This window comes from Desulfuromusa kysingii (assembly GCF_900107645.1).
Lineage (GTDB): Bacteria > Desulfobacterota > Desulfuromonadia > Desulfuromonadales > Geopsychrobacteraceae > Desulfuromusa > Desulfuromusa kysingii.
In genome coordinates, this window is record NZ_FNQN01000012.1 from 37219 (window position 1) to 51417 (window position 14199).

The 14199-nt window shown below is 46.6% G+C and carries 11 protein-coding genes; 4 read left to right on the plus strand and 7 right to left on the minus strand.

Going from position 1 to position 14199, the window contains the following annotated elements; all coding sequences use genetic code 11:
• Positions 1-3: 3 nt before the first annotated feature.
• From BLU87_RS15690 to BLU87_RS15705, 4 genes are all read right to left on the minus strand, one after another.
• Positions 4-720, minus strand: a complete 717-nt coding sequence (locus BLU87_RS15690) for a 4Fe-4S dicluster domain-containing protein (RefSeq protein WP_245706650.1) — start codon at positions 718-720, stop codon at positions 4-6.
• A 189-nt stretch (positions 721-909) separates the two neighbouring features.
• The gene (locus BLU87_RS15695; RefSeq protein ID WP_092350564.1) at positions 910-2292 is read right to left on the minus strand and encodes a sigma-54-dependent transcriptional regulator; all 1383 of its coding nucleotides are present in this window, start codon (positions 2290-2292) and stop codon (positions 910-912) included.
• Positions 2285-3703 carry a sensor histidine kinase gene (locus tag BLU87_RS15700; protein WP_092350566.1) on the minus strand — a complete coding sequence of 473 codons (1419 nt, stop codon included), beginning with the start codon at positions 3701-3703 and terminating at the stop codon, positions 2285-2287. The genes BLU87_RS15695 and BLU87_RS15700 overlap by 8 nt, the downstream gene beginning before the upstream one ends.
• Before the next feature lie 50 nt (positions 3704-3753).
• A complete protein-coding gene (locus BLU87_RS15705; protein WP_092350568.1) occupies positions 3754-4635 on the minus strand; it encodes a substrate-binding domain-containing protein in 882 nt (293 codons plus the stop codon).
• A gap of 600 nt (positions 4636-5235) precedes the next feature.
• On the opposite strand from BLU87_RS15705, the gene BLU87_RS15710 reads away from it, so the two are divergent.
• From BLU87_RS15710 to BLU87_RS15725, 4 genes are read left to right on the plus strand one after another with little or no spacing between them, the layout of a single operon-like run.
• Positions 5236-6567: a TolC family protein gene (locus BLU87_RS15710; RefSeq protein ID WP_175498431.1), complete on the plus strand. Its 1332-nt coding sequence runs from the start codon at positions 5236-5238 to the stop codon at positions 6565-6567.
• Between the two features lies 1 nt (position 6568).
• A complete protein-coding gene (locus tag BLU87_RS15715; protein ID WP_092350572.1) occupies positions 6569-7780 on the plus strand; it encodes an efflux RND transporter periplasmic adaptor subunit in 1212 nt (403 codons plus the stop codon).
• On the plus strand, positions 7777-8532 hold the full coding sequence (locus BLU87_RS15720) for an ABC transporter ATP-binding protein (RefSeq protein WP_092350574.1): 756 nt from the start codon (positions 7777-7779) through the stop codon (positions 8530-8532). Before BLU87_RS15715 ends, BLU87_RS15720 begins: the two co-directional genes overlap by 4 nt.
• A complete protein-coding gene (locus BLU87_RS15725) occupies positions 8519-9736 on the plus strand; it encodes an ABC transporter permease (RefSeq protein ID WP_092350576.1) in 1218 nt (405 codons plus the stop codon). Before BLU87_RS15720 ends, BLU87_RS15725 begins: the two co-directional genes overlap by 14 nt.
• Positions 9737-9798: 62 nt before the next feature.
• Here BLU87_RS15725 and BLU87_RS15730 read toward each other — a convergent pair whose 3' ends face one another.
• From BLU87_RS15730 to BLU87_RS15745, 3 genes are all read right to left on the minus strand, one after another.
• Positions 9799-10491, minus strand: coding sequence for an aspartate/glutamate racemase family protein (locus BLU87_RS15730; RefSeq protein ID WP_175498432.1), 693 nt, complete (start codon positions 10489-10491; stop codon positions 9799-9801).
• Between the two features lie 572 nt (positions 10492-11063).
• Positions 11064-11465 (minus strand): GFA family protein, encoded by a 402-nt coding sequence (locus BLU87_RS15740; RefSeq protein WP_092350582.1) that lies wholly within the window; start codon positions 11463-11465, stop codon positions 11064-11066.
• Positions 11466-11550: 85 nt separating this feature from the next.
• The gene (locus BLU87_RS15745; protein ID WP_092350584.1) at positions 11551-14112 is read right to left on the minus strand and encodes an N-6 DNA methylase; all 2562 of its coding nucleotides are present in this window, start codon (positions 14110-14112) and stop codon (positions 11551-11553) included.
• Positions 14113-14199: the final 87 nt, after the last annotated feature.

Consider the following 14199-nt stretch of genomic DNA (forward strand, 5'->3'; position numbering starts at 1 on the left):
TAATCAGGTGAGATAGATAACTTTAGGATGCGTTCCCAATTCGCTCTTCAGGACCTCGATATTCCGCCCACGGACAACTCGATTAACCAAAGCTTCAGGGTTATTCAGGTCGCCAAAGTAGGTGGCCCGTCCCAGACAGGTCGTGACACACAGTGGCAGCAAACCTTCTTCAATGCGATTGGTGCAGAAGTGACACTTATGAGCGTTCCCCATCGGTGAAGCCCCTTTGTCTTTACGATTCCAACTCTTGTTGTATTCGTAAGTTTCAGTGGTTTCATAACCTTGCAGGGCCGGGGTTCCATCGGTGTAGTACTTGCCGAGGTCAGTGGTACGAGCACCATAAGGGCAATTAACGAGACAGGAACGGCAACCAATACATTTTTTGTAATCGATAACAACGATGCCATCGCTACGCTTGAAAGTTGCATTTACTGGACAGGGTTTAACACAGGGGGGATTATCACACTGCATACACGGACGCGGGGTGAATTCGCGCGTGACATTGGGGTACTGCCCTATCTCCTTCTCCATGACAGGACGATACACGACCCCTGGCGGCAACTTGTATTCGGCAACACAGGCAACCGTACAGGCATAACAACCAGAACATTTCTTTTTGTCGATCACCATGCCCCATCGCCGCGCACTTCGTGGGCGCTTCAATGCTTTGGCCAAGTCATCCAACATTGTGACAACCGGGTCTTCCATCTTTAAATCCATCTCATCCTCCTTTACGTATGTTGACGCACATGCATCAGCAACTCTATCAGCAAGATGCTTGCCAAAAATAAATAGACGGATTAAGAGGGGATTTATCAGGATGAAGAGATCTAACTGTATAGAGAGCATACATTGATCTGTATAGTCACTATACAGTTGGTCGATTTTCAGGAGAGGAGTGTTGCGCTATTAACAGGAGTATAATTGAATTTTTTTTCTTAAGGTCACCCGGTTGATTCCGAGAAGTTTTGCCGCTTTAACCTGATTTCCTTGAGAGAGGGCAAGGGCTTTTTTTATTAACGCACATTCAACCTGCGAGACAACCTGTTGAAAAGGTGAGTTCCCCCCGTCCTTGAAGGATTCATCGATCAGAGCGTCGATTGAACCTGCACCTTTTTGATCAGCAGGAACAGAAACATCCAACTGACAATCATCAACGGTTACGGTTGAAGATCGGGCGAGGACAATCGCCCGGCGCAGAACATTCTGCAGTTCACGAACGTTTCCCGGCCAACTGTACTCCACCAACTTATCGATCGCTTCCTGAGTAATCCCCTCAATCGGCGGATCAATTTCTTGTCCATAGCGGGAAATAAAATAATTGACCAAAAGCGGGATATCCTCCTGCCGTTCTCGCAGAGCAGGGATATGAATGGGAAAGACTTTAAGCCGATGGTAAAGATCACGACGAAATTCACCTTTTGCCACCATTTTTTCCAGGTCACAATTGGTGGCAGCGATAACCCTGGCGTTAGAATAGAGGGTATGACTTCCCCCCAACCGTTCAAACGAACCATCTTGCAGAACCCTGAGAACCTTAGCCTGCATCAATACCGGGAGTTCACCAATTTCATCGAGAAAAATAGTCCCATCCTGGCATTGCTCGAACCGCCCGACACGTTGCTTCGTTGCACCAGTGAAGGCACCTGACTCATAACCGAAAAGCTCACTTTCGATCAGCGTATCCGGCAGTGACGCGCAGTTGACGACCATAAAAGGGCCTTTTGCCCGAACACTATGCTGCACAATCGCCCGGGCCACTAATTCTTTGCCGGCACCGGTTTCACCAAGAATCAGTGCCGGCAGTTCCGTGGGCGCAACCTGGCCGACAAGTTTGCTGACCGCAATAATGGAGCGACTACAGCCAATAATGTGATCTGTTTTTGACGATATGACCGTTTTCTCACTGGTGTTTTCAACTTTTCCTTTGATGCGTGATAAGTGACAGGCTTTCTGAATAATCTGACGGATTTCTGCATTGTCAAAAGGCTTGATAATATAATCAAAAGCCCCTTCTTTCATGGCTTGCATTGCGGTTTCGGTGTCGGTATAAGCGGTCATGAGAACAACCTGAATATCCAGTGCCTTCTGCTTGATAATGCTCAAAGCCGTCAACCCGTCCATAACCGGCATACGGATGTCCATCAGGACAACGTTAGGGGGATCCTGTTCTAAAAGGGTGAGAGCTTCTTTCCCGTTTTCAGCCTCAGAGATTTCATACTCATCCTCAAAGGTCCGCTTAAAGGCATAACGCACGGTTTTTTCATCGTCGACAATGAGAATTTTATTCATATGGCAAACTCACGACAACCTTAGTCCCCTGTTGAGGTTTTGAAAAAAATTGAATCTTTCCATTTAAACTTTCAATAACGTTCCAGACAACGGCAAGTCCTAACCCCGTACCATTTTGTTTGGTCGTAAAAAAAGGATTGAAAATCTTCGTCATCTGCTCCTCACTCATGCCCACACCAGAATCGCTGACTTCAATCCTAATATGTTTGTCATCTCCACTCACGGATAAGGTGATCACCCCACCATCAGGCATCGCCTGCAGGGCATTCAAAACAAGATTAATGATAACCTGCTTCAAGCCATCGGCATTTGCATCAAGGTTTGCAGATAACTCTTCGATTTCAAGTATAAACTCAACCCCGGATTTCTCAATCTTTTGCTTCGTTAATGTCACAACATCTTTGATAAGTCTATTGATATCTACACTCTCAATGCGTGGTTCATTCATCCGCGCGTAACCAAGAAATTGACTGACGATTTTATCAATGCGTTTAATCTCGTCGTTAACAATAACAAGGTCATCCCCTTCAAGGGGTTCATTCTGTTCGTACGCTCTCTGAATCAACATTTTTATCGGGGTCAGCGGATTTTTGATTTCATGCGCTAAGCCGGCTGAAAATTCCCCCAGAACATAGAGCTTCTCCTTCCGAACGAGTGCCTCCTGGGTCGTCTTAATCGCGACCATTGACTCTTTCAACTTTTTCGACATGGCGTTGAAAGACAGGGTCAGCTCTCGTATCTCACCAATCCCTAGAATCTCAATGTCCTCCCCCAAGGTTTCTTCCTCAAGCTGGAGGACCGCATGGTTTAAAACCAGGATGGGTTTAATAATCCGTCGGGCCATCCATAGCCCCGCCAATATTCCGGAAAAGACTATCCCGGCAGTGACGACTAAGACTTTCTTCTTAATGTGTTCAAGAGTTTCTATCAAATGCACCGGGGTAATCCCCAGCCGGAGATAACCAATATGGCCTAAATTGGGTGCGATTATGGGATAGATCAAATCAAAAGCCCGACCGGAGTTGATGGATTCTGAGGGGTTGATAAAACCGGCTTCAGTCTGGTAGGACGACAATTCAACGGGCAACTTAACAATCTTGGGAACCTCGTCAGAATGGAGAAGAAAACGCCCTTCAGGGTCGTAAGTTTCAGCATAAACAATAATGCTGTCAGCAGACTTGATGTAAGATTCAAACAGGGTATAAACGGTATACAGCTCTTCATAAAGGAGAGGCTCTATCATTTGCCGGGACATAATTTCACCAAGCTGAAAGGCCCTGATTCTGAGATAATTTTCTAATGCTTTCTGCTCCTCACTCAGAATGACACTGGCAACCGTTAATGCTGTTGCCAGAATGACCACGGCAATGGAGGCAGATAACCGAAATGCAATACTATTGATCCACTTCACAACGTCTAAAATCCTTTATTGCCGAAAGCATCGGAGCAAAACAGCTAAGATCATTCTTCTGTAATCTGTTTCGTCAACAACAACGCCGAATGGTACATCGACGGATCGGATAGGGTAAAACCATTATAGTCAAGATCTTTTAAAACCCGTTTACCATCGGGATCGGACTCCATGTTCAATAAAATTTTTAATAACGTCAGTTTTTCCTTTTTAGATAGCACCGGTGAAACCACGATGGGTGGCATACCAAAGTACTCAGAAACCTCTATCACCTTGACTTTATGCGCAATAGATTCCGGAACATTCATCAGCGCTTTATAAATCAAACTATCGACTGCAGCTCCATCGGCAATACCGTTGGCAACAGCAGCAATAGATTTATCGTGACTGGCAGTATAAAAAGTTTTCTTGAAAAAATCTGCCGTACTGTAACCTGCCGCATTGACCTTTGCGGTCGGATAGAGGCGACCAGTCAGCGAAAGGGGGTCTGTAAATGCAAACACCCGATCTTGCAATTCTAACAGGCTGGTTGCCGGGTCATCTTGAGAGACAATAATAAACGATTGGTAGCGGGCCTCCCCGTGAACGATAGGCGCTGCGAGGGCTTCCAGACCAAAAGAATGTCGTCCATCCAGAAATCCTCCCGTACAAGTAAAGGCCATGGAAATATCATTGTTTTTCAACAGTTCATTTATTTCTGCATAAGTTCTTCGTTGTTTCATAACCACAGGTCTTTGCAGTTTTGTCGCCAGGTAATCCCTGAATTCTGAAAAATGGCTAAACGTGGTTGCCGGTGAAGCCATCGCCGAAACAGCAAAGACAAATGGTTCTTCACTGTCCTGTGCCAGCGCTGCCCCAGACATTCCAACAAGAGAAACAACCAGCAAAAGTAAGACTTGAGACCTTAATAAGAAAAGATTTTTCATCATCATGGCAAATCTCCATCAATAAAAACAAATGCGTCACCCCCATCACGCTGTCCCGACATATTTATCCCCTCAGACAAACAACGCATGCAGAATCCGGACCAGAAATAGAAGAGTGGAGTTCTCCACCTTTAAACAGAAAAAGGCACTGTAGAACAGTACCCCTCATCTCCTCACATGACTGCTCGGATCGAAGCGTTATTCTGGATAAATAGCGTTGCAAACTAAATAACCTATCACACTTTAAACGATCTTCGAAATATCAGCAACTTGCATATGGAAAGTTGATTATCACTGTCCCGTTCTGGAGAGAAAAAATCGGTTAAAGCAGGTTAGCGTTAGCCCGTTCCCCGGACATATAGCTCCGATTGTCTGCCTTAATCACGATGTTTTGACAAAGACAAAAGGATCTTGGATACTGCAGAGACAATTCACGACATGGAGACGGAATCATGTTTTTCAGGAAAATTTTTCAGCTTGCATGATTTTTTCACATTTCTACCCTATTCTCTCCTTATCCATGCGCTATTATTTTACTACTCGATAATCCATCGAAGGATGTTTCATTTGCCAACCACTATGAATAATGAATCCAGGTCTTTGCCAATGTATCTTCGAACTTTTTCCGCAGCTCTTTTTACTTTATTCTTTTTGGTCCTTACGAGCCCAGGACAATGCGTAACTCAAGCTGAGCCAGTTCTTGCCCTTAAACAGGCCGTGCGCATCGCATTGAAACACAACCCCAGCCTGGCTCAGCAAGCTAATAGCGTAGAAATCAACAAAATTTCTGTTTCCCAACAACAGTCCAATTTTTATCCAGACTTGGATGCCACATTATCTGGACAGGATTCGGCCCAAAATGATTTTTCTCTCTCTACACAATTGACTTCGACACTGAATCTGTTCAACGGCTTTGCCGACAGTGCCGCGTTGAAAAACGCAGAGTTGGAATTGGATGCGGTGCAGGAAAGCTTGACCCGTGAACAACAATCGTTGGTCTTTGAGACCTTTTCCAATTTTGTGCAGGTTCTCACCAGTCAAGCCTTGATCCAGGTTAAAGAGAAAAATCTGGAAGAGAACCGTAAACTTCTGGAGCAGATTGAAACCTTTCATCAGGCTGGGCGGCTACCCCTAAGCGACCTCTATCAGCAGCAGGCAGAAACCAAACAGGCACAGCTGGAGTTGATGGAAGCGCAGCAGAGCCTCAGTGATAATAAATTACTGCTGATGCAGACCATGGGGATGAATCCGATGAGCGCTTATCGGGTCGCTGAACCAGATTTTGATAGTTGGTCAGTGGTCCTGACAGATGCAGAGATCGCAAGTCTGAGGGTCATGGCATTGGACGAACGAGCGGATCTTAAAGCGCAACAGTACCAGATTGAAGCCGCTGGACAGCAGGTTCTTCAGGCCAAGGCCGGACAGTTACCAAAGCTTGATCTCTTTGCCAAGTTGAGCTCAGGCTACAGCAGTTTGGATGATGAAACATTCTCAGAACAACTACGGGATGACAGCCTCGATGCAACCATTGGTATGTCATTGACGATTCCTATCTTCGACCGTCATCTGACCCGCAATGAAATGGCCAAGGCCAAAATAGCGCAACGAAATGAGCAGTTAACCCTCAAGCAAAAAAAGCTCCAAGTTGGCCTCGAAATAGAACAGGCGATCCAAGAGTATCGCACCACGCAGCAACAGGTTGATGTTGTCCAGAGCAAACTGATCTCAGCGCGTCAATCGCTGCAATCCTATGAAGAGCGTTACCGAGTGGGAGCGTCAACCCTGGTGGAACTCACCCAGGCACGAACTGAATACGTTACCGCGGTATTTGACCAGATAGAGGTCAAATATAACTTGATCACTCAAGAGGTCGCTCTTGCTTACTATCTTGGAAACATGAAACCGCTCTTTGCTGCTTTTGAATTGGAGAACAGTTAGAATGACCGCACAACGAAAACCCTCAAGGGTTGTCAAATCCACTATCGTGCTCATCGGGGTTTTATCCCTGACCATTTTTGCTTGGTGGGCTTGGACGCACCAGGAAGCAGCAAGGACACAACCAGCCTTCAAGTTCACCCAGGTGAGCCGTGGCAAGCTTGAGGTCCTGGTGACCAGCACTGGCACCCTGGCTGCCGTGGAAACAGTAGAAATAGGGACTCAGGCTTCGGGGACCATCGAGAAACTGCTGGTCGACTATAATGACCAGGTCAAAAAAGGTCAGGTGCTGGCGCTTCTGGATCAAGCATCGTTCATCGCTTCAGTCAATAAAGCCAAGGCAGACGTCCTTAAAGCCCAGGCAGAATTAAAACAGGCAGAGGACGAGTTGCATCGCAACGCCCCGCTCTTTGATAAGGGTTACATCTCAGAACAGGAATTTCTCCCCATAACAACGGCAGTCGATACTACAAAAGCCTCTCTGCAATCAGCCAAAGCCAGCCTGGAGCAAGCCCAGATCAATTTAGACCATACGGTGATCCGCTCCCCTATCGACGGTACAGTTATTGACCGTAGCGTCGATGCCGGACAAACGGTGGCAGCCAGCTTGAGTACCCCGACCCTGTTTTTGATTGCCGAAGATTTGTCGCGCATGCAGATTGAGACTCAAGTCGACGAAACCGATATCGGTCAGATCCGCCAAGGGCAAGCGGTACGCTTTACGGTCCAAAGTTATTTTGACCAGGACTTTACCGGCAGCGTTCGTCAAATCAGGTTACAACCGGAAACCGTCGATAACGTCGTCACCTACACGGTGATCGTCGATGCAGATAACGCATCAGGCCAACTGATGCCAGGGATGACAGCAACCGTCGACTTTGTTGTCTACCAGTCTGAAAACGCGCTGTTGGTTCCGGTCGCTGCGCTCAACTTCACCCCCGACCCAAAACGCAAGAGCAACGACGGCAGCCAGATTTTTATCCATCAGGACGATGGGCCATTACGACCCATCCGGGTCACAGCAAAAGAAAGCGACGGACTGTTGACCGAAATCGTCGCGGACGAACTGGATGCCGGGATGCAGGTTGCCATCGGGATGAAACCGGCAGGGGAAGAGTCTGAAAAAGAGGGATTCTCTCTGTTCAACTTTATGCGTCAGGGACAGAGAGGGCGAAGCAGCCCAGGGCAAGGATCCGGTGGAGGACCACGTCCATGAGCGCAGCGCAGATCAGACTCAGTCATATCTGCAAGTTTTTTTCCTTGGGGGAGGTTGAAGTCAGGGCACTGGATGACCTCTCGCTGGAGATCGACCGGGGCGAGTTCGTCGCCATCATGGGCAGCTCAGGCAGCGGCAAATCGACGATGATGAATATCCTCGGTTGTCTCGACACCCCGACCAGCGGCGGCTATCACTTCGATGGTATAGCGGTGGAGACTCTGAATCGGAGGCAGCTGGCGGACCTGCGCAATACCAAGATCGGTTTTGTTTTTCAAGGCTTCAACCTGTTACCACGCACTACAGCGTTAGAGAATGTCGGACTGCCATTGCTCTACGATCGGCACCGTGCGGTCGCCGATCCTCAAGCGCGCTCCATCGAAGCGTTGCAGCGTGTCGGTCTGGGTGATCGCCTTGACCATGAACCCAACCAGCTCTCTGGTGGACAGCAGCAGCGCGTCGCGATTGCCCGTGCGCTGGTCACTGACCCACCGATTATCCTGGCTGATGAACCGACAGGAAATCTCGACAGTCACACGACCCTGGAAGTTATGGCCTTGTTTCAAGAATTGAACCGGGAGGGCTTAACCCTAGTGGTGGTCACCCATGAAACAGAGGTCGCCGAATATGCTGGACGTCTGATCGAACTGCGCGACGGGATGCTGTTGCGCGATGAAGTCAACCCGCAACCGCGCGATGCACAGGCTGATCTGCTAGAGCTGCAAACGGAGAAGTCTGATGCGCTGGCATAAGTTGATTCTGGTCGCCTTGAAGAGCATCGCCCGCAACAAGATGCGTAGCCTGCTCACCATGCTCGGCATTATCATCGGCGTCGCCTCGGTGATCACCATGGTCGCCCTTGGGGAAGGATCTCAGGCCGATATCGAAGGGCAAGTCGCCTCCCTGGGGACCAACCTGCTGATGGTCCGACCGGGAAGTGTCAGCTCAGGTGGCGTGAGTGGCGGCGCTGGGTCGCGACCGAGTCTGACCATGGATGATGTCGCCCGATTGGAGAAATACGCGACGCAGTTACGCTGGGTTTCTGCCGAGATTCGTGCCAGCGGGCAAGTGATCGCCGGAAGCAACAACTGGAGCACCACAATCAAAGGGGTTGCCCCCAACTACCTGTCGATCCGCAACTATGAGATGGAGAACGGTTCCTTCTTTACCGCCCGGGAGAGTAAAATGCGGGCTAAAGTCGCAGTACTCGGGAAGACGGTTGCCGACGAACTCTTCCCCGATCAAGACCCCGTCGGAGCGCGTCTGCGTATCCGCAATGTCCCCTTTAAAGTGATCGGTGTGATGGCCGAAAAAGGGCAATCTGCCATGGGCAACGATCAGGACGATATCATCTTCGCTCCCGACAACACCGTGCTCTATCGCCTGAGTAACGGCAAAACGATTCACGATATATCGGCAAGCGCCATCAGCTCCGAAACGATGGACGCGGCCAAGGAGGAGTTGACAGCGCTGCTCCGTTCTGAGCACCGCCTCGCCGCCACTGCTGAGGATGATTTCGTCATCCGTGATCAGACTGAGATTGTCGCAATCGCCACCCGCGTGACTGGCACCCTAACCCTGCTGCTCAGCTCCATCGCCGGGGTTTCCCTGCTCGTCGGTGGGATCGGTATCATGAATATCATGCTGGTCTCTGTCACCGAACGCACCCGGGAGATCGGCATTCGTCTCGCCGTTGGCGCCCGCCCTCTTGATGTGTTAGCACAATTTCTTATCGAGGCCGCCATCCTCAGCCTGCTCGGCGGCTTGATCGGCATCCTATCCGGCTTAAGTGCCGCCTGGGGTGTTGGTAAATTGCTAGGTGTAAGCGCAGTGGTCAATCCCACTGTTGTGCTAATAACCGTGCTTTTTACCGGCGCTGTTGGGGTGTTCTTTGGTTTTTATCCGGCGCGCAAAGCCGCTAATCTCAATCCGATCGATGCCTTACGCTATGAATGATGCGAATGATCTATAGTGGGCTTTTAGCTGGAGGAGGATGGTTAGCTATTTCAATCCAATCGTCACGCGAGGGCTGTTTTTAGTGCTGCTTCAGCATGGATGACAGCGGTATCAAAAAGAGGGATATCACAATCGTCTTGGTGCACAAGAAGTGGAATTTCGGTACAACCTAAAATTATTCCTTCGGCACCATTCTTTTTCATTTTATCGATGATAGATAAATATTGTCGTTTAGAACTTTCTAAAAATTGCCCTCGGACAAGCTCTTCGACAATGATCCTATGGATTATTTCTTGATCCTCTGCTACGGGGACAACTGTGGTTAAATTGTTGTTATCTAGCCTGTCAGTGTAGAAACCATCGGTCATTGTATACTTCGTCCCAAGGAGTCCGATTGTGGCAAGGTTTTTTGCTTTTATGGCCTCCACTGTCGCATCAATTAAATGGAGCAACGGCAAATCAATAGCCTGTTGCACGACGTCAAAAACCTTGTGCATGGTATTGGTTGCGATCAGCCCAAAATCAGCACCAGCTGTTTGTAGTTTCTCTGCAATGGTTATCATATCAGCGGCGATAAGATCCCACCGATTGGCGGCACGCCACTGATGATAATTTTCAAGATTAACACTATAGATGATTATTTCCGGATAACTGTAAGTTCCAAACATTTCTACAAACGAGCGGGTGATATGAAGGTAGTAACTGGCCGTTGATTCAGGACTGAGGCCTCCGATGATGCCTATTTTTTTACCCATGACTTGTTCCATTACCGTTCTGTGGTTATTTGACAGATGACAAGACGGTAGAAAAAATTTCTGAGAAGATCCCCCGCAACCAAAGATGTTTTTTTAACATCATCTCCTCAGTTATGCGATCAATTTTTAACGTCTCTCCCCGTGTGACACCGCAGGAATGGAATCACTGATTTACGAACAAAAGCGGCAAATGTTTGAGGGCTTTAGCCCGAGTTTTTGCCGTTCCTCAAAGCAGCGGTGGAATGGAGGGAACCCGCAGGGCAAGGAGTTCGGGTGCCCTTTTCTGCTTACTCTTTTGTGGCATGACAAAAGAGTGAGGCGGCGATCAGGGCCGCAACCCTGTGACTTTTATTTTTCTTGAATTGTGTTTCAGAGCTTGTTGGATCAATCGTTTTTGCAACTGTTGAGAGAACCGGTGGGTCTCGTCCCGCCAGACGAGAGACTTTTCTATCACGAGATAGAAAAGTATCCAAAAGAGGTCGCCCCGATACCAGCGCCTGCCAAGGCAGGTTTCTTCCACTCCACAAACCGGCGATGCATCCGCCAACAGCCACTGGTTATGTGATAGTCGTTCAATCTGGAAGCCCCTCAAACTTTGGCACCTGCTCTAACTTCTCATCCCAACCAGCTTTGCTGGATGAAAAGATGTGCGCTGTTGGCAGCATAGATATTTCCGTGTCCAAGCACCCTGCGGGAACGACGAGCAAGCCTGGGATCTGAGTGTTTGGCAATGCTGAGCCACACAGTTTACAAAAGCTTTTGTTATGACGAGTGCCTGGAAGCGTAAAGGAAGTCACAGCATCTGCACCCGACCGCCAGACCAATTTAGCTGACTGTGAGAATAGATTTGCCGCATGAGCCGAACCGGTATCTTTTTGGCAATGCTGACAATGACACAGGTAAAAGCTATCGAAGTCACCTTTGACCTCAAAGCTCACAGTGCCACACAGACAAGAACCGAAGTGATCAGTCATCAAATTCCTCCCATGACCTGTGGATGAAATGCACTTAACGCCGCGTTCACTGGCTTGTCCGGTGCAACGCTTTGTTATGGTCTGATTATCCAAGCGTATTGAGCAGTGACGTTAATGACTCATCACTGTCTTTAATTGATGCCTCTAACTCGTCTATGGAACGGATAACCTGCAAACCGATTTTATTTACTATCTTTTTTGATTTTGGCACTGGTACAGGTATCTCGCCAATGACATCTGGCTCCAAATGCTCTTGGTTCGTTCCATATGCACTTTTAAGCATCAGGCTTTGACCAATTTCACTCTTTAAAAACTGATACACATACCCCCTAAGAGCAAGATCATCTATCACTACTCGTATGAGGTTATTAGTTGCAACATGGCCATCATGCTGATTGAGTGCATATGTAACGCGCCCGAGAGTTCCTGAATCTGAAATTAAAATATACCCTTTACTAATAGTAAGCTTTTCAAGGTGAGCTTTGGTTTGCTTGTTGGCGACTGCCTCATCCAGATATTTTACATTGTCAGAATTTAGCTGAGTTAGTGCGGTCCCTGTAAAATATTTTCGGATAGTAGGCCCCTCTGTAACCCCAACTTCTGCATATGGTCTCTTAAATCTAGGCCCGTTAAAAACCAACCCAAGGTCAGCCAAACGGTGAATTTCAAAGTCATCACTATCTCCAAGCTTCAGCACCTTTTCAAAGGCCGCATTATGTTTTGGCAAGTACTGAATTGGGTTAAACGAGTAACTATCTGTTTTAATTGAATCTATATCGACGGAGAATCTGAATGCGCTATCTTCGAGGGTACCAGCATTAAACTTTTTGAAATCATCTGCAATTACAGACAAATCCTGATCTATAAGAAATCCACCATTTACAACAACCGGCCTACCTTCTGAATCCCTCTTGAAAATTGGGACACCACGGCTTGTTTGGCCAATTTTGTTGGAAATGGCCATGTAGACTTTGTATTTCTTTGGTGCCTTTTTATCCTTTTTCCTCAGAAAAATAACAGAAGCTTTTGACCCACAAAATGGCTCGAAAGTATCTTCGTGGAGATTAACAACGGACAACAATTGAGTTTTCTCTAAAACCCACTTTCTTATACTTAGTGCCTCTCGATTATCTAATTGTCCTTTAGCCATTACTATTCCTAAAACCCCACCTGGCTTCAACCATCGGACACACTTTTCCAAGAATAATATTTCCGGTGCAAGCCCTTGCTTAGAATTAAGTTTATCATCGAATTCAATTTTCCCGTCTTCGGACGTAGACCATACATATCCATTATCATACTGAGCAAGAATTGTTGGTTCTTTGATTCTTAGATCATGTCCAGCACCAAAAGGAGGGTTTGTTAGAATAACTGTGGGCTTCTCAAGCCCTGCCTTTTCTTGAAAACTCGCTGATAGTTTTTCAACAGAATCTAGGCTATTTGCCTGCTGTATACCCCCATGCCCATCTTTTCCAATAAGCATGTTTGCTTTTGCGATCTTTACTAACTTTGGAGATATATCCAAACCAAATAGTTGGTGGACAACATTACGCTTCAATATTTCTTTAGCTGAATCAGATCTTTTAGAATTATCTATTTTCTTGAAAATATAGTTCATAGATGTAATCAAGAAACCTGCTGAACCACAAGAAGGATCTAATATTACTGACTTGTCATCTGGGTCTAGCATTTTCACCATCATATCTACGACTAGTCGATTAGTGAAAAATTGACCACGTTCTCCTTTTAGATGAGACGCCACATAAACTTCATATGCAGTACCAATAACATCGTGATCTGCATCTAAAAAAGAGTATTGCTGTAGATGAGATATGACAGTTGCAAGCTGATTATCTGATGCGGTAATTTTTTCATGTTCAGTAAAAACATCAGGATATTGCTCTTTTACAGCAGAGAAAAGCTGTCTTACACGAGAGCATGCGGATTTTTTTAAATTATCATCTTCAAACTCTTCTGGAGTTATATAAAACTTACATTCTTCATCAGCGCTAGATTCATCTTCTCTTTTGGCTAGAATTATACGAACCATGTCTAGCGCTACATCTTCAGAATCAATTCCGGTTCTATAAATAGCGTTGTGGCATCGCTTAAAAGCTAATTTCAAGTCTACAGGAGGTATAAGTTCTGACTTGGTAAAGCGTCCAATACTGTCCCATGTTCTTCCATATCTCGGTATTCCGATCCACTTTAATACATTATTGCTATATGCATCTTTCTTGAAATAGACAATTTTTTCACCATTCGTCCAAAAGCCACCATCAGCTGACGTTGAAGATATATAACCGAGTAACTGACCGTCCGGTTCCTTTTCATTTGGTGCCTTGACTTCGATAATGAGCTTGATCTGGCCTTGATCATTTTCTACGCAAGCTTGTTTACTTTCATAGATAATTATGTCGGCTCTTTTCTTTTGCCGTCCCATGTTAATAGTCCGCTCATGCGCAATTAACTCCTTGGGGTAACCCATTTCTTCATGGAGAATATGAGTTGTTTTCTGACGAACTCGCTCTTCAGGTTTATTTTCGCGAGTTTTTTCTGATTCCAAGTAATCAACTATTTGACCTTTTTCATTCAATGGCACTTGGAATTCTTGGGCTTCAAGCCACTTATCAATTTCTGCTGACATACTCTGCCTTATTTATGTAAAAGTGTTTTGATTATACGTTTTCTCTAGCTACAGAGCGATGAGTCTTTTAGAGCCATAACGCCTTAA